General features: G+C 35.3%; 19 protein-coding genes. 1 reads left to right on the forward strand and 18 read right to left on the reverse strand.

What is annotated here, in order from left to right; all coding sequences use genetic code 11:
* Positions 1-35: 35 nt before the first annotated feature.
* The 18 genes from CHRYMOREF3P_RS03390 to CHRYMOREF3P_RS03475 all read right to left on the reverse strand — a co-directional run bounded on the left by CHRYMOREF3P_RS03390 (position 36) and on the right by CHRYMOREF3P_RS03475 (position 15745).
* Positions 36-959 carry a T9SS type A sorting domain-containing protein gene (locus tag CHRYMOREF3P_RS03390; RefSeq protein ID WP_180563860.1) on the reverse strand — a complete coding sequence of 308 codons (924 nt, stop codon included), beginning with the start codon at positions 957-959 and terminating at the stop codon, positions 36-38.
* Positions 960-1169: 210 nt separating this feature from the next.
* Positions 1170-2090, reverse strand: a complete 921-nt coding sequence (locus tag CHRYMOREF3P_RS03395) for a T9SS type A sorting domain-containing protein (RefSeq protein ID WP_180563861.1) — start codon at positions 2088-2090, stop codon at positions 1170-1172.
* 210 nt (positions 2091-2300) lie between these two features.
* A complete protein-coding gene (locus CHRYMOREF3P_RS03400; protein ID WP_077416971.1) occupies positions 2301-3680 on the reverse strand; it encodes a dipeptidase in 1380 nt (459 codons plus the stop codon).
* Positions 3681-3837: 157 nt separating this feature from the next.
* On the reverse strand, positions 3838-4107 hold the full coding sequence (locus CHRYMOREF3P_RS03405) for a hypothetical protein (RefSeq protein ID WP_077416969.1): 270 nt from the start codon (positions 4105-4107) through the stop codon (positions 3838-3840).
* A gap of 138 nt (positions 4108-4245) precedes the next feature.
* On the reverse strand, positions 4246-5394 hold the full coding sequence (locus CHRYMOREF3P_RS03410) for a class I SAM-dependent methyltransferase (protein ID WP_180563862.1): 1149 nt from the start codon (positions 5392-5394) through the stop codon (positions 4246-4248).
* Between the two features lie 107 nt (positions 5395-5501).
* Positions 5502-5942 carry a DinB family protein gene (locus tag CHRYMOREF3P_RS03415; protein ID WP_077416964.1) on the reverse strand — a complete coding sequence of 147 codons (441 nt, stop codon included), beginning with the start codon at positions 5940-5942 and terminating at the stop codon, positions 5502-5504.
* The gene (locus CHRYMOREF3P_RS03420) at positions 5942-7105 is read right to left on the reverse strand and encodes a methylmalonyl-CoA mutase family protein (RefSeq protein ID WP_180563863.1); all 1164 of its coding nucleotides are present in this window, start codon (positions 7103-7105) and stop codon (positions 5942-5944) included. Before CHRYMOREF3P_RS03420 ends, CHRYMOREF3P_RS03415 begins: the two co-directional genes overlap by 1 nt.
* Positions 7106-7191: 86 nt before the next feature.
* The gene (locus CHRYMOREF3P_RS03425) at positions 7192-7548 is read right to left on the reverse strand and encodes an FtsB family cell division protein (protein WP_047374422.1); all 357 of its coding nucleotides are present in this window, start codon (positions 7546-7548) and stop codon (positions 7192-7194) included.
* Positions 7549-7552: 4 nt separating this feature from the next.
* Entirely contained in the window at positions 7553-8167 is a 615-nt protein-coding gene (gene udk, locus CHRYMOREF3P_RS03430; protein WP_045497309.1) for a uridine kinase, read from the reverse strand.
* A gap of 208 nt (positions 8168-8375) precedes the next feature.
* On the reverse strand, positions 8376-8681 hold the full coding sequence (locus tag CHRYMOREF3P_RS03435; RefSeq protein WP_077416960.1) for an ATP-dependent Clp protease adaptor ClpS: 306 nt from the start codon (positions 8679-8681) through the stop codon (positions 8376-8378).
* A 10-nt stretch (positions 8682-8691) separates the two neighbouring features.
* The gene (locus CHRYMOREF3P_RS03440; protein ID WP_077416958.1) at positions 8692-10050 is read right to left on the reverse strand and encodes a hemolysin family protein; all 1359 of its coding nucleotides are present in this window, start codon (positions 10048-10050) and stop codon (positions 8692-8694) included.
* A 267-nt stretch (positions 10051-10317) separates the two neighbouring features.
* The gene (gene atpG / locus CHRYMOREF3P_RS03445) at positions 10318-11181 is read right to left on the reverse strand and encodes an ATP synthase F1 subunit gamma (protein ID WP_077416955.1); all 864 of its coding nucleotides are present in this window, start codon (positions 11179-11181) and stop codon (positions 10318-10320) included.
* Positions 11182-11257: 76 nt separating this feature from the next.
* A complete protein-coding gene (atpA, locus tag CHRYMOREF3P_RS03450; protein WP_047385277.1) occupies positions 11258-12835 on the reverse strand; it encodes a F0F1 ATP synthase subunit alpha in 1578 nt (525 codons plus the stop codon).
* Positions 12836-12851: 16 nt separating this feature from the next.
* On the reverse strand, positions 12852-13391 hold the full coding sequence (gene atpH / locus CHRYMOREF3P_RS03455) for an ATP synthase F1 subunit delta (protein ID WP_077416953.1): 540 nt from the start codon (positions 13389-13391) through the stop codon (positions 12852-12854).
* A 2-nt stretch (positions 13392-13393) separates the two neighbouring features.
* The gene (locus tag CHRYMOREF3P_RS03460) at positions 13394-13891 is read right to left on the reverse strand and encodes a F0F1 ATP synthase subunit B (protein WP_077416951.1); all 498 of its coding nucleotides are present in this window, start codon (positions 13889-13891) and stop codon (positions 13394-13396) included.
* Between the two features lie 83 nt (positions 13892-13974).
* The gene (gene atpE, locus CHRYMOREF3P_RS03465) at positions 13975-14169 is read right to left on the reverse strand and encodes an ATP synthase F0 subunit C (RefSeq protein WP_002979108.1); all 195 of its coding nucleotides are present in this window, start codon (positions 14167-14169) and stop codon (positions 13975-13977) included.
* A gap of 47 nt (positions 14170-14216) precedes the next feature.
* Positions 14217-15314 carry a F0F1 ATP synthase subunit A gene (gene atpB / locus CHRYMOREF3P_RS03470; protein ID WP_077416949.1) on the reverse strand — a complete coding sequence of 366 codons (1098 nt, stop codon included), beginning with the start codon at positions 15312-15314 and terminating at the stop codon, positions 14217-14219.
* Positions 15315-15373: 59 nt separating this feature from the next.
* Positions 15374-15745: a hypothetical protein gene (locus CHRYMOREF3P_RS03475; protein WP_180563864.1), complete on the reverse strand. Its 372-nt coding sequence runs from the start codon at positions 15743-15745 to the stop codon at positions 15374-15376.
* 156 nt (positions 15746-15901) lie between these two features.
* Here CHRYMOREF3P_RS03475 and ffh point away from each other — a divergent pair, with 156 nt between their 5' ends.
* Positions 15902-17260 carry a signal recognition particle protein gene (gene ffh, locus CHRYMOREF3P_RS03480; protein ID WP_077416947.1) on the forward strand — a complete coding sequence of 453 codons (1359 nt, stop codon included), beginning with the start codon at positions 15902-15904 and terminating at the stop codon, positions 17258-17260.
* Positions 17261-17271 lie beyond the last annotated feature (11 nt).

Consider the following 17271-nt stretch of genomic DNA (forward strand, 5'->3'; position numbering starts at 1 on the left):
TGGAGCGTTTTACTGATACTAAGATTTATCAGGAATTATTTTTTTATAAATTTCTCTGTAAAGTTTCTTCCTTCCGTTTCTACATTCAGTAAATAGGCTCCGGAAGATAGGTTGCTTACATTCACCTGATCCCCATTCAATGTTACATCTATTCTTTTTCCTGACATATCATACACTTCAACATGTTTTATCTTGCCAGGAGTTGTAATTTTTATCACTTCAGTAGCAGGGTTTGGATAAATGGATAGTTTCACATCGTTTTTAACGGCATCTTTTGTAGATAGTGATGCTTCATTATTGATTTTAATATTATCAATATAGGCAGAACCTCCATAATTATCATGCACAAAATCCATTCTGTTAATATTATTGTTACTGAATGGTTGTCCTGTGTAGATCAGCGCATCATTCAGGAAATATTGGATTCCTGTAGCAGTAGACACTATTTTCACTCTGTACCAAGTATTGGCATTCCAGGTCTGATTGGTATTTACTAAGTTAGCTGAACCAGCTGTAGCTAGTAAAATTGCACCGTCGTAAGAAAAATCAATATAAGTAACAATCCCTCCTGCTCCAGTTGTACTTACTGTTCTGAATACAAAATCCGAACTTGATGTGCTTTTTTGGGTAAGTCTTACATCAAATGATTGTGTAAAGCTATTATAGGTTAATGGTGTAGTAAAGGTATAGAAACCACCCATTACAGGGCTTTGCTGTGGTCCATAAGGTAAATCTGGTGTTATTTTAAGACTATTTGAACCTTGAGTTGCCATTTCAGCTGAAACCAATTGAGTGGTCAAATATACTGGCGGTACACCTCCATCATTTGTAGTAATCCAACCCTGCTGGCCATTAATATTTCCTGTTGTAAATCCTTCACTGGCTTCAAAAGAAATAGTCTGCTGGGCAAAAGATGTTATGGAAATCAACGAAATTGCGAAAATGTAAAGTTTCTTCATGATATTTTTTAGTTTTGAGCAAATATAGGTATTTTAATCAAAAAAGCAAAATCAACGAATATTTTAAACATAAAAATAAATTAACATAATATATTTTAACCTAAACAAATAAAGATATTAAACCTAAATAAAAGTATCATTTCCAAAAAATCATCCATAAATCCTACAGCACGCTAAAAAGAACACAGGTTCTCAGAATCAATAAATAATTTATCTGATGATCACTTTTTCTGTAAAATTGCTTCCTTCAGTTTTGATATTAACCATATATACGCCTGCAGGAAAACCTTTTACATCCATTCTGCTACTCTTTGTTTCAGTTTTGATCAGCTTTCCTGATTCATCATAGACCTCAATACTTTTAACTGTACCTGGAGAATTAATCTGTATAAAATCAGTTGCAGGATTAGGGTAAACAGATACTTCTTTAGCAGTAATCTTTGAATCCTTAATCCCCAATACCAATAGTTCACTATTTATTTTAATATTATCAATATAAGCAGCCCCCGACGCATTATTATGGACAAAACGCAGCTGATCTATATTCATTGAACTTGCGGCTATACCTGTATAAATAAGAACATTATTAACGTAATATCTGACATCTGTGGCAGTTCCTACGACTTTCACTCTGTACCAGATATTAGGCAGCCAGGCTGAAGATATGGAAATCAAATCCTGTGTACCTGATACGGTATTCAGAATTTTGAGCAATCCGGTTTTATCAAAATCCAATCTCACAACCAACTGATCATCAACGTTATTTACTCCCTGAAAACCAAAATCAGAGCCGTTGAGCTGCGACATATTGATATCAAATGATACGGAAAAATTGTTGTAAGCAAGCGGAGCCGGTAGGTTATAAAAACCTCCGATAATAGGATCAGATTGGGTTCCGTAGGTTGCTTCTTTGACAATTTTGAGGGAACTGCTTCCATCACTGGCTTTATCTACGCTGATAGTCTGATGGGTTACGTTTGCAGGAACTCCTCCTGTGGGAGTACTGATCCATCCCGCCTGGCCATGGATATTTCCAGCGTTGAACCCTTCATTGAATTCAAAGGATACAGCCTGCTGTGCAAAAACGCATGCTGACAATAGTGAAATTGCAATTGAGTAGTATTTTTTCATAGGAAATCAAGTTTTGTATTAAAAATATAAACTTTCCATGAATGGTGAAATAACTTATTGCAAATAAAAAATAACGCTTTTATACTCAGTGAATTTAATTTTCAAATCTATTAAAAACGTCTTCCCATACAGGTAAAACAGTTCAATTCAGAGCAAAAAAATAAGGTATCTCTTTCCAGAAATACCTTATTATATCTTATTTTCGTTGAATTACTTTGAATAATTTTCAAAGAACAACGGAATACTTTCAATTCCTTTATAGAAATTAAATAATCCATAGTGCTCGTTTGGAGAGTGGATTGCATCAGAATCCAATCCGAAGCCCATCAATACAGATTTAGCTCCTAAAACCTGCTCAAACATTGCTGTAATTGGAATACTTCCTCCACCTCTGTAGGGAAGAACTTCTTTTCCGAATGCAGACTCCATCGCTTGTTTTGCAGCCGCAAATTCTTTGGTATCGGTTGGTAAAACATAAGGCATTCCTCCATGGTGAGGAGTTACTTTAATTTTTACCGTATCCGGAGCGATTTTTTCAAAATATTTCGTGAATTTTTCCGTGATTTCCTGAGGAGTCTGGTAAGGAACCAAACGCATGGAAATTTTAGCAAAAGCTTTAGAAGGAATTACAGTTTTTGCACCTTCTCCGGTATAACCACCCCAGATTCCGTTGCAGTCTAAAGTAGGACGGATAGATGTTCTTTCTAAAGTTGTATATCCTTTTTCTCCTTCTATATTACTTAATCCGATTGATTTTTTGAATTCTTCAGGATTGTCTTTCAATTTGTTCATATCAGCTCTGTCTGCATCTGAAACCGTTTCTACGTTATCATAGAACCCGTCAATGGTAATATGACCGTTTTCATCAATCAGATTAGCGATCATTCTTGAAAGAACGTGAATAGGATTTGGAACCGCTCCACCGTAAAGACCTGAGTGCAAATCTCTGTTTGGACCCTCCACTTCTACTTCTACATAGCTTAAACCTCTCAATCCTGTTGTAACAGTTGGCTGTTCGTTGCTGTAAATATGAGTATCAGAAATTAAGATACAGTCGCAAGTTAATTTCTCTTTATTTTCATTCACCCAGTCTCCTAAGCTTACAGAACCTACTTCTTCTTCTCCTTCTAAGATAAATTTAACGTTGCAAGGAAGAGCATTGGTTTTCATCATTGCTTCGAATGCCTTCAGGTGCATGAAAAACTGTCCTTTGTCATCCGCAGAACCTCTTGCAAAAATAGCTCCTTCAGGGTGCAGTTCAGTTTTTTCAATATAAGGCTCAAAAGGTGGCTTTGTCCATAATTCCAATGGATCTGCCGGCTGAACATCATAATGTCCATATACCAATACTGTAGGTAAACTTTTATCTAAAATCTTTTCTCCGAAAACAATTGGATAGCCTTTGGTCTGGCAAACTTCAACATTATCAGCTCCTGCATTTTTAAGGTGCGCTGCCACTACATCTGCACATTTCAAAACGTCATCTTTATACGCCGGATCTGCAGAAATAGAAGGAATTCTCAATAACTCAAATAATTCATCCACGAAACGCTGTTTGTTTTCGTTAATGTAATTTAATGTCTCTTGCATTGTAAAAATTTATTTTGTTAAAATTAAAAAAAATGCCCGGCAGGGACAAACAAAAAGACAGGATTTTACCAATCTTATGCTAATGAGCCTTATAACCATCTTTTTTAATAAAAAATGCCCTGCAAAAACAGGGCATTTGTATATTTTGTACTTCCAATTAGTGTTCAGCTTTTGGAGCCTTTTCAGCTTCAGCAGGTTTTGCAGCAGCAGTACTGTCTGTTTTAGGAGCTGCAGCTTCTGGCTTTACAGCAACTTCTTCCTTATGCTCTGCAGCAGCTGCATGTCCGTGACCTTCTCCCTGAGCAGCATCAGAATATCTGTCTACTCCTTCTTCCAGTTTCAAAGTCCCTTTATTTCCACCAGCTGGTACTTTTTTACAACTTACCGCTACTGTTGCAATTGCTAAACATATAACTAATTTTTTCATATGTAAAATTTATTTTTTTAAGATCATATGAAACCGCTCTATTTTAGCCTATTCTGATTTATCCAAACAGCGGGCGATTTCATGTTTAAATTTTTGATTGCCCAAAAGTAAGAAATCCTGCTTTTTTCGGCAACATTTTTATACTGATTTTAATATTATTTTCCCTTTTTTGGATTGTGTAAAAATAAGGTAATGATCTCCCCCATCTTTCAAACCATACTTTTTCTTGATTTCTTCAGGTTTTAAAGGATAGTTTTTTGAAATGATATTATACTGTTCTTTTTTCTTAATACTTTTAGAGTCAATCAGTTCCACTTCCATAATTCTCCCGGGAAAGTCTCCTTTCTTTTCACTGGAGGTATAGAAATGACTGTTAGGATTAAGCTTTTTTAATCCGAATTTCTGTGAAATCAAATTAAAAACTCCTGCTTTCAAAATAGAGTTATTGGGAATGTAAATGTATTTTTCAGGCTCGGAATATTCAGACTCGGCATTTTCTTCTTCCCCAAATCTGAAAGTAAAGGCAGATTCGCCACTCTCAAGGTTCACACAGCTGCAGATAATCTCGTCCGTATTTTCCTTGGATAAAAAAATGACAACTTCTTTTACATCATTTTTCAGGGCAATAATTTCTATCCTTGAAATACCCGGCAACATTGACACAAGATACTTAAGATCAATAAGTGGAGAGAGTTTAATGACGACCTGATTGGAAATAGACAACAATTTCTCCTGGATTTCGAGAATATCAGGAGACAGGTCTTCTAAAAGAAAAACCTTGTTTTTTTGCTGATCTCTTCTGGCCGGATCAAGATAAATGACATCAAAATGTTCCTGATTCCCGTTCAGGAAATCTTCAAGCTTTTTGTTGATAAAATTTGCCTGACGTCCTAAAGTATTCCAGTTATGCTCAACAATTTCTAAAAGCTCTGTATTCTGCTCTACCAAAGTGATATGATCGAAGTTTTGAGACAGATAATAGGCATCAATACCAAAACCGCTCGTGAGATCAATAAATGTACTCCCTTTCAAGATGTTGGATTTATAAAGAGCTGTTTTTTCTGATGATGACTGCTCGAGATTAAGCTGTGGCGGAAAAATAATCCCTTCTTTCAAGAGAAAAGGAAACTTTCTTTCAGCAACCTGTTTTCCTTTGATCTGCTGTACAATTTCCTGCATAGAAACTTCCGGAAAGGGTGATTTTTTCAGCAGTAATGTATGTAAATCTGCATTCAGATTTGCATTGATATAGTTTTGAATCTCTTTGTTTATTAATTTATTTCCCACAGATTTTACCAGATTGTAAATGATAATATGTTATCAATGCTTCGACTACAAAAAACAAGTATTAGAAATATCATGCTAAGCAGAGTCAAAACATTATTATATTAAAATTATCTTTTGTAAAAAATATAATCCGTCAATACCGGAGTTATTCCATTCTGCTTAAGCAAAGAATTGATTTGTCCTCTGTGATAGGTAGAGTGATTGACTGCATGAAAAAGCATTTCAAAAATACTGTTTTCAAATTTTGTTCCTCTTGAATTCTGATATTCTACTCTTTTGTCCAGATCAAAATTTCTTATAATATCAATGCTTTTAAGAAAATTTCTATGGTTAATTTCCTCAAGAGATTCAAAAGGATTGATCTGCCAGACTTCAAAAGTAGTTTCTCCCAGAATCCGGGCATTCCAGATCTGTTGTGCATTAAGAGTATGATTAATCAGACTGATGGTTTTATCATCAACAAGTTCTCTGTTTTCAGAAATAACTTTAATCATCTCAACATTGAAATGATAGGTGTATTCAAATAAGTCTACCAGTTTTTCTTTCATTATTCAAACATTTCAGCCCAGCGAACCGCTTTTATCTCCTTTTCGTTATACAGATCTCCGATAGACTTTTTAACGTCTAATTTAGGGTATAAATTTACCCCTATCAGCTTTATTTTTCCTTCTTCAATCCATTGCTGCTCTTCAACAGCATGATCATAGATCTTTTTCTGAACAACTCCCTGTTTCAACAGTTCAAGATACCCTCCAGCCTCCTCGATTTCAACAAATAAAGCCCATGATTTCTCTGCAAACTGCTTCGTAATATCTTCAATATAATAACTTCCGTTCACAGCATCTTCAAATACATTGATGATACTTTCGTAAGCGAGCACAATCTGCTGTTTGAAAGAAATTTCTTCCGAATTATCTGTACTTCTGTTTACAAGATAATTATTGGTAAAAACAGCGTCAGCTCCTCCGATCATTGCGGAAGCAAGTTCTAATGTAGAGCGGATCAGGTTGTTTTCATTGTCAGAAACGGCTTTATTTCGCAGTGAAGTCTCCGCAAAGATGTAAGGAATTTCATCCATACCATATTCCTTAGAAAGCTGGTTGAAAACAATTTTAAAGGCTCTCAGTTTTGCCATTTCAAAGAAATAATTTCCTCCTACTGCTATTCTGAAGATTAGCTTATTCAAAATTTCAGCACCATAAGCTTCTACCAGTTCCTTAGTTTTTGCCAGCGCAATACCAAGCTGCTGATAAATGGCTGCTCCGGCATTCTGATGCAGTGAAATATCAACACAGATATTTCTCTTAAAGTCTTTGGCCAGTAATTCTTTAGCCAGCTGATCGTCTATATTTCCTTCTTTTTCATTAAAAATGTCAATCAATGAAAAATACTGATCTTCTTCTTTAGGGCTGATGTGTCCTGCAAGTTCTTTGTTGTTGACAAAAAGAGTTTTCTGATCAAGATTTTCTACATTATGATCAAGGATAAATGCAAATACTTCTTCTTCTAAACTTTCATGATATTTTGCTACCAAATGGGTACTTTCTTCAACTCTAGGCAGATTTACCAAAGGCTTCTGAACTTCTGTGTAAAAAGGCTTCACCTCTATTCCTTCCAAATTTTGTTTTTCTAAAATAGGGTAAATATCCTCTGTTTTAAGTTGTTTTTTGACTAAACTTTCCCAGTTTGAAAATATATCTGTATTTGACATTAGTTTTTTTATTTGTGAATTGTCAATAGTGAATTTTTAAAAACTAAAAATACATTTCATTATTGACTTAATTCTATTCAACTTTATTATTTTTTGGCAACTTTTGTGCTGTCTACCACCAAAATGAAGATTTCTTCATTCGGCTTTTTCATAAAATAATTTTCTCTTGCGTATTTTTCCTTCTCAGACTTGTTGTTCATCAGTTTTTTATAAAAAGCATCATTTTTTTCGTATTCTTTTTTGTAGAAGTCCAGCTGCTCTTCATATTTCCTGATCTCACCATTCAGTTCATTGATTACAAGAAATGAGGTTTTATCGAAAAAAATCATCCATACCAAAAACAGACAGATCGTAATGGTATACTTGTTCAAAACATATTTCTGTATAAGTTTGAATGTTTCAGATTTCGGCTGAATGTCTTTGATAAGGTTGTTTTCTTCCATTTTTTTAATGTTTTTTCAACGAGTTTTTAATAACAGTAGTTAAAAAATCAATCGCTACGGAATTCTGCTTCATATTTGGGATAATAAGATCGGCATCATTTTTAGAAGGCTCTATGAATTCCTGGTGCATTGGTTTCAATGTAGTCTGATAACGGTGTAATACTTCGCTCAGATCTCTTCCTCTTTCCTGGGTATCTCTCCTGATCCTCCTGATCAGCCTTTCGTCAGAATCTGCATGAACAAATACTTTCAAATCAAATTCTTTCAGTAATTCTTTGTTGGTAAGAACCAAAATTCCTTCTACTACCAATACGTTTTTAGGTTCTACAGTGACATGATCTCCTGTTCTGGAATGAGTGACAAAGCTGTAAATGGGCTGTTCAATAGGCTCATTATTCTTTAAAGCTTTCACATGTTTTATCAATAATTCAAAATCTATCGACTTGGGATGGTCATAATTCAGAGCTTCTCTTTCTGTCAATGTAAGACCTTGGTTGTCGTGATAATAATTATCCTGAGAAAGGATATTCATTCCCTCAATATCAAGCTGCTGAAGTATCTTGTCAACAACTGTAGTTTTGCCGGATCCAGTACCACCGGCAATTCCTATTACAAGCATTATTTTTTTGTTTCTTTATAGTTGGTACAAATATACTATTTTAGATAAAATATGACAATGTAAGAGTATTGAGAAATTAAAAGATTAAAGCATTTAAAGATTAAAAGATTTTCCTGAAGCCTTCTACTCTTTGTCATTTATTGCCATTACTCAACTTTCCCCTTCGGATTCAATAAAAAAACCGGCAAATTTATTGCCGGTTTTTATTTTATACGATTTCGCTTGTTAATTCGCGCGAAATTAATTTTTCATGCATAGGCTTCAAAACATCCATTGAGCCTGTTTTTACGGTACATTTGCCTTTGTAGTGAACAAGCATCGTACATTGTTCTGCTTGCTCCAGGGTATGTTTGCATATTTCGATAAGACAGTCTATTACATAATCAAATGTATGAATATCGTCATTATGCAGTACCAGTTTATAAACTTCATCCGTATCATCCAGAACGAGGACATCTTCTTCATACTGGCGCTTTGGATCTTCATAATCTTTTATGATATTATAAAAATTCATTCTAACTGTTTTAAACTTCTCCAATTTTATCTGCTAAATGATCTATAGCATTAGGTTCCTCATAGACCAGTTCTACAAGTTCTACACTTTTATTATTCATTTTCAGAATTTTAAAGTGGTAGTCCTCAAGATCAAATTCCTGGTTTTCTTCAGGGATATCTTCCAACTCATAAAGAATGAATCCGGCTAATGAATTGTACTCACTTTCTTCTGAAAGCGGAAGTCTTTTAGGCAGAAACTCATTGATTTCGTCCAAAGGCTGCGTAGCCTGTACCCAATAGGTATTATCTGATATTTTATCAACGATTTTTTCTTCATCGTCTTCTTCATCCTGAATTTCCCCTACCAGTTCTTCCAGAATATCTTCTAATGTAATAATTCCTTCAGTCCCACCAAATTCGTCAATAACAACAGCGATATGTTGTTTTTTAAGCTGGAACGTTTTCAGCAAATCTGAAACTTTTTTACTTTCCACAACGAAAAAAGCATCCCGCATTAAATCTTTAAGGTCTTCATGATCCAGATTTCCTTTTCTTTTAACAAATTCCCTGATGATTTCTTTTGTATAGAAAATTCCGATGATATTATCAATAGAGTCAATATATACTGGAATACGTGAATACCCGCTGTCCATAATCTTATTGATGATATCTGTAACATCTTCTTCAAAATCTATGGAAGTAATATTCTGTCTTGGAACCATGATCTGTTTAGCAGAATGATCAGTAAAGTCAAATGCATTTTTGATGATCTCATAGTTTTCTTCTTCAATCTCTCCGCTGTCAGCACTTTGTTTTACCAAAAGCTGAAGCTCTTCTGTAGAGTGAATTTCCTGTTCGGAAGCCGGGTGAATTTTCACCAATCTAAGGAAACCATTTGACATTGAGTTCATCAACCAGATAAACGGTTTAAAAATTGTGTAAAAAACCCTTAGCGGAACAGCTGTTGCCATTGTAGTGGCTTCAGATTTTCTGATCGCAATTGATTTTGGGATAAGCTCACCAAATACAATGTGCATAATGGTAATCAACACAAAACTGGTCACTACAGAGATTGTAGTAATCGTTGTCTGAGTAAGATCAATACTCAGAGATGCGAAGATATTTTCAACCATATGATGCAAGGCACTTTCTCCTACCCAACCAAGAGCAAGGGATGCCAATGTAATTCCTAATTGTGTAGCGGAAAGATATTCATCAAGATGCTTGATGATATGTTCTGCCTGTTTAGCCATAGAATTACCTTCTGCGGCTTTTAACTGAATTTGTGAGTAACGAACTTTAACAATTGAAAATTCTGCGGCTACGAAGAAGCCATTTAGTAAAACAAGAAATAAGGCCAGCAAAAGCCTGACTATGTCCGAGTCCATTTAGAGGTTGTATAAATTTTATTAGGTACAAAGATATGCAAAATAAAAATAACCTGAATCCGGGATAGATTATTTTGATTGAGGATTTTTTGAAAGAAAATATGAAGCGATAAGATGTCGCTATTTTTTATTAAAAAAAATAATTGAATACATCCTCTCATTTCTATATAAAAAGACGGTTTTTGAACGGTAAATAGCAGTTTTAGTCTTATAAAAATAAAAAGCACCGATAAATTCGGTGCTTTAATGGTATGTTAAAATAATTCTTTATGAATTTTTCAAAGCTTCTGCTCCGGAAACAATTTCCAAGATTTCGTTGGTAATTGCTGCCTGTCTTGCTTTGTTGTAGAAGATCTTAAGATCATTTCTCAAAGCTTCTGCATTATCTGTAGCTTTGTGCATTGCTGTCATTCTCGCTCCGTGCTCAGATGCTACTGAATCAAGGATTGATTTGAAAACCTGCGTTTTAATAGACTTAGGAATCAGGTTATCCAGAATCTCAGCCCTGTTCGGTTCAAAGATATAATCTGTTTCTACCTGTGATTCTGTATTTTCAGGCATTGAGATTGGAAGAAGTTGTTCTGTTGTTACTTCCTGAGTTGCTGCATTAACGAATTTATTATAAATAACATATACTTCGTCAAATTTACCTTCTCTGAAGCTTGCCATTACTCCTTCAGTGATATGAGCAACAGCATCAAAGTTCAGATTATCATAAACAGAACTTCCATTAGCATATACTGAACGGCTTCTTCTTACAGCATCAAATGCTTTTTTACCTACAGGAAGAACTTCAATCTCATATTGAGAATTGTTCTGGAACTGAAGGTTAAGCTCTTTTACAATTGAAGAGTTAAAAGCTCCCGCAAGACCTCTGTTTGAAGTAACAGCGATGAAAAGTATTCTTTTAACCTCTCTTTTCTGAGCATATACAGAAATCTGATCAGGATCTGAACTAGAATTTACATTCTGGATAAGTTCCTGTAGTTTTTCAGAATATGGTCTTAGCATTACAATTGCATCCTGTGCTTTTTTAAGTTTCGCAGCGGAAACCATTTTCATAGCACGGGTAATCTGCATCGTAGATGAAATTGACGTAATTCTGCCTCGTATTTCTTTTAAGTTTGCCATTAATTTGGGTTCAAAGTTTAAGGTCTAAAGTTTAAGGCTTAAAACGTTATATTTTAAACCTTAAACATTGAATTTTTTAGTTGTATTTAGAAGCTAAATCATTAGCAGCCTGCTTAAGAACACTTGTAATATCGTTATCGATTTTTCCAGCCTTAATAGCAGCCATTGTATCAGGGTGCTTAGATCTTAGGAACTCGATATATTCGTGTTGGAATTCTTTAATTTTTCTGATAGGAACGTTTCTCATTAAGTTTTCTGTTCCAGCGTATACGATCGCTACCTGACTGTCTACAGGAAGTGGTGCATTTACCGGCTGCTTAAGGATTTCTACGTTTCTTTCTCCTTTAGAGATAACTGCCAAAGTAGAAGCATCAAGGTCAGAACCGAATTTAGCAAACGCCTCTAGTTCTTTATATTGAGCCTGATCTAACTTAAGAGTACCAGAAACTTTTTTCATTGATTTGATCTGAGCATTACCTCCTACTCTCGATACAGAGATACCTACGTTGATCGCAGGACGAACCCCTGAGTTGAATAGATCAGACTCCAAGAAGATCTGTCCGTCTGTAATAGAGATTACGTTGGTAGGGATATATGCAGAAACGTCACCAGCCTGAGTTTCAATAATTGGAAGTGCCGTTAAAGAACCACCACCTTTTACAATTGGTCTAAGAGATTCTGGCAAATCGTTCATTTGCTTAGCAATATTATCATCAGCAATTACTTTTGCCGCTCTTTCCAATAGTCTTGAGTGAAGATAGAAAACGTCTCCAGGATAAGCTTCACGGCCCGGTGGTCTTCTCAATAGTAGAGAAAGCTCACGGTAAGCAACAGCTTGTTTAGATAAATCATCATAAACGATAAGTGCTGGTCTACCAGTGTCTCTGAAGAACTCACCAATAGAAGCACCTGCCATTGCAGAATATACCTGCATTGGAACTGGATCTGATGCGTTAGCCGCAACAATTACAGTATAAGCCAAAGCTCCTTTATCAGAAAGAGTTTTAACGATTTGTGCAACAGTAGAAGCTTTCTGACCGATTGCAACATATATACAATATACAGGGTTACCTGCATCAAAAAATTCTCTTTGGTTGATGATTGTATCAATTGCAACAGTAGTTTTACCTGTCTGTCTGTCACCAATGATAAGCTCTCTCTGACCTCTTCCTACAGGAATCATCGCGTCAATTGCAACGATACCTGACTGTAAAGGCTCAGTTACCGGCTGTCTGAAGATAACTCCAGGAGCTTTTCTTTCCAATGGCATTTCGTATAAATCCCCAGTAATAGGACCTTTACCATCGATAGGGTTACCAAGAGTATCTACTACTCTTCCTAACATACCTTCTCCTACTTTAATAGAAGAGATTCTGTTTGTTCTTCTTACTGTATCACCTTCTTTTACTAATTTACTTTCACCAAGTAAAGCAACACCTACGTTGTCTTCTTCAAGGTTAAGTACAATACCTTCTACATCACTAGAAAATTTCACCAACTCTCCGTATTGTACGTTTTCTAACCCGTATACACGAGCAATACCATCACCGATGGTTAAAACTGTACCTACTTCCTCAACGTTTGATTGAGTGTCGAAGTTGGCCAATTGCTGTTTTAAGATCGCAGATACTTCTGCCGGATTTATTTCTGCCATTGTATGGTTGTTTTTCTTAATTTAATTGGAAATCTTTTTTAACTTGGTTCAATTTTGTCTTCACAGACGCGTCTACCTGCTGATCACCTACTCTTAGAACATATCCTCCAAGAATTTCAGGCTTTACATTCACTTTCAGATCAAAGTTTGAATCAGCGTTTACAAGAGTTGTAGATCTTAAAATCTGATCTAGGTTCTCTTTTGAAAGCGGAGTTGCTGTAGTAAGTGTTACTCTCTGTACACCGCTAAGGTCTTCTACTTTGTTGATGAATTCCTGAGCGATATTTTTCAATTGGGTTTCACGTCCGTGTTTAATCACCAATCTGATCAGATTTTGAGAAGAGACAGATAAACCTTTGAAAATTTCATTTGCTACTTCTATTTTCTTTTTAGAATCGATATAAGGAGTCATGAAGAATTTGTTTAAGTCCGCAGACTCTTTCATGATCTTTACTACATCTTTCATTTCAGAAAATACAGTAGCCGTTTGACCTGATTCATTTGTAAAATCAAGTAAACCTTGTGCGTATCTTTTAGCTACTTTAGATGTAAGCATTCTTAGTTAAGGTTTGATTTGTTTAAATAATTTTGAACTAATTCGTTTTGAGCTTCGCTGTTGTCTAATTTTTGTTTCAAGATAGACTCAGCAATGTTTACAGATAAAGTACCAATTTGAGTTTTGATGTCTGCCATAGCAGCATTTTTCTCAGCATTGATAGTTTGTTTAGCAGCTTCGATCATTCTGTCTCCTTCAGTTTTAGCAACATCTTTAGCTTCCCCTACGATTCTGTCTTTAATTTCTCTAGCTTCTTTAAGGATAGCGTCTCTTTCGATTTTAGCTTCACGAATGATTCTTTCGTTATCCTCTTTTAAAGTTTCCATTTCTTTTCTAGCTAATTTAGCTTGATTAAGAGCGTCAACAATAGATGTTTCTCTGTCATTGATAGACGTTAAAATAGGTTTCCAAGCGAATTTACCTAACAAAAATAATAATGCTAGAAAAATAACAGACTGGATAATAAATAATCCTGACGAAAACTGATGAATTAATTCCATTATATAAATGTATAAATAATTATTACTTTTTTTAAAGAACCATTATCTGTAACCAACCGTCACAGATAATGGTCTGATTTCAATTAGTTTACTGCGAATAGAGCAGCAAACGCAACACCTTCTACAAGTGCAGCTGCGATAAGCATAGCTGTTTGGATTTTTCCAGATTGCTCAGGTTGTCTAGCGATAGCTTCAAGAGCAGCAGCTCCGATTTTACCAAGACCGATACCTACACCTAGTACTACGATACCAGCACCTACAATTTTAGGGATTTCCATAATATATAATTTTAAAAAATTTGTTTTACTTTAATTTATAATTTCAATTAGTGAGCTGCATGATGTTCATGCTCGTGCTCTTGTACTGCCATTCCGATAAACAGAGCTGATAACATTGTAAAGATATAAGCCTGTAGGAATGCCACCAATACCTCTAGTAAATAAATTACCAATGTAAGGAAAGGGAATGCAACACCTGCGATAAAATTCTTAAATACATAGATCAATCCGATCAAACTCATTACTACGATGTGACCTGCAGTCATGTTTGCAAAAAGTCGGATCATCAATGCGAATGGTTTAGTGATTGTTCCTAATAGTTCGATAGGAAGCATGATCAGCTTCATTGGAACTGGTACTCCCGGCATCCAGAAGATGTGTTTCCAGTAATCTTTGTTAGCTGAGAATGTTGTAATCAAATAAGTAAGGATTGCAAGGAAGAATGTCATTGTAATATTACCTGTAACATTAATTCCGAAAGGCATTAATCCTAAAACGTTAAGGAAAAGAATAAAGAAGAATACCGTTAATAAATAACCCATAAATCTCTTATACTTATGTCCGATGTTTGGAATAGCAACTTCATCTCTTACGAAAATAATTAATGGCTCTAAAAATCTTGCAGCACCGGTAGGAACCACTGATTTTTTATAAGACTTAGCCATACCACCGAACAACACTAACATAAAGATTGATACTAATAAAATGATCAGTACACTTTTTGTAATTGAAAGATCTAATGGTTTTACGTTAGTTGGGTGACCGTGATCATCAAGAGTTATAGTTCCAGCTGCATCAGTCTTATAGATTTTCTCATGGTGCAATACATAAAAAGAACCGTCTACTTCAGTAGGCTCTCCATGCATAAACCCTTCTTTATTACTCATGAAAGAGTGAAAACCATTATCATATACAATAACAGGAAGAGGGAAACCGATGTGGTGACCGTCTTTATCAACCATCAATGTGAAATCATGTGCATCCAACAAGTGATGATCGATGAACTCTTTGTTTTCTTTGCTTACTTTGTCTTTCTCTGAAAGCTCTTGAGCAGGAGCTGCCCCGGCAGTAGCCTCACCGTGCTGTGCAGACACTAAGTTTAATACAAAAATACTGTAGAATAAAACTGCGAATTTCTTAAACATTGATAGGTTTTTTTCGTTGTGCAAAAATATGATATTTTTTCTAGTTTCAATAAATTATTTTACTGTTTTTTATCATGATTAATCAGCTTGATCGCATAGTATGTAAGCAGTGCTGTCAGGACAAAATAAGGGATGATAAAATGGAATTTATAGCCTGGAATCACTTCAAAGTTCAGTTTTTTTCTGATTAAGTACATCAAACCAAATTTTAAAAGAATCAAACCAATGACAGACAATCCTAAAAATTCCGGTGCTACTCTATTGATTAAGATAATAAGAGTAATCATCATCATAAACATGACGCTCAAGAAAACATAAAACTTAATGATCACAATTTCATCCAGGTGAAAAACAAATTTCCAAAGAGAAAAATGCACCAGGAACGTCAGAAAGAATAAAATGACAACAAGAATATTGGGATTGATTTTCATTCTAAATTTTAATAGACCGCAAAAATAGACTTTTTCTATCGTATTATGATAAGATTTGATATATATCATTTTTTCTTATCTATATAATATTACGTCCGGACACTTTAGATATGCTAAAAATTCCTTATTTTTGCAAACCTATAATTTACAATAAATATGTTTAATAGTTTACAGGATAAATTAGACAAGGCATTACATAATATTTCCGGTAGAGGAAAAATTACCGAAATCAATGTAGCGGAAACCGTAAAGGAGATCCGTAGAGCATTGGTAGATGCCGACGTTAACTATAAAGTTGCAAAAGATCTTACTAAAAGAGTTCAGGATAAAGCATTAGGAGAGAACGTTCTTACTTCCCTTACGCCTGGACAGCTGATGACGAAAATCGTCCATGATGAATTGGTAGACCTTATGGGAGGTTCTCAGGAAGGAATCAATCTTTCAGGAAAACCATCTGTAATCCTTATTGCAGGTCTTCAGGGTTCTGGTAAGACTACATTCTCAGGAAAGCTTGCTAATTATTTACAAACAAAAAGAAATAAAAAACCTTTATTGGTGGCATGTGACGTTTACCGTCCTGCTGCGATTGACCAGCTAAAAGTTTTAGGTGGACAAATCGGGGTTCCAGTTTTCACAGAAGAAGGTTCTACAAATCCTTCTACGATTGCTGAAAACGCAATTAATTTTGCAAAATCAAACGGTCATGATGTTGTGATCGTGGATACGGCAGGTCGTTTGGCAATTGATGAACAGATGATGAACGAGATTAAGTCAGTTCATTACTTCATTAAACCAGATGAAACACTATTCGTTGTTGACTCAATGACAGGTCAGGATGCTGTGAATACGGCAAAAGCATTCAACGATGCTTTGAATTTTGACGGAGTTGTTTTAACTAAATTAGATGGTGACACCCGTGGTGGAGCTGCTTTGACGATTCGTTCTGTTGTTGAAAAACCAATCAAATTCATTTCTACAGGAGAAAAAATGGAAGCTTTAGACCTTTTCTACCCGGAAAGGATGGCAGACAGAATCCTGGGAATGGGAGACGTTGTTTCCTTGGTAGAAAGAGCTCAGGAGCAGTTTGACGAAGAAGAAGCTAAAAAACTTCACAAAAAAATCGCTAAAAACGAGTTTGGTTTTGATGATTTCCTAAAACAGATCAATCAGATCAAGAAGATGGGTAACATGAAGGACTTAATGGGCATGATTCCTGGTGTTGGAAAAGCGATCAAAGATGTAGAAATCAGTGATGATGCATTCAAGCACATTGAAGCGATTATCTACTCTATGACTCCTGAGGAAAGAAGAAGACCTTCTATCATCAATACTCAGAGAAAAGGAAGAATTGCTAAAGGTGCTGGAAGAAAAATCGAAGATGTAAATCAACTGATGAAACAATTCGACCAAATGGGTAAAATGATGAAGATGATGCAGGGCCCTCAAGGAAAGCAGATGATGCAGATGATGAGCAAGATGCCAAATATGCCGGGAATGGGCGGAATGGGAAAATAACAAGACAAAAT

The sequence above is a fragment of the Chryseobacterium sp. JV274 genome (assembly GCF_903969135.1).
Lineage (GTDB): Bacteria > Bacteroidota > Bacteroidia > Flavobacteriales > Weeksellaceae > Chryseobacterium.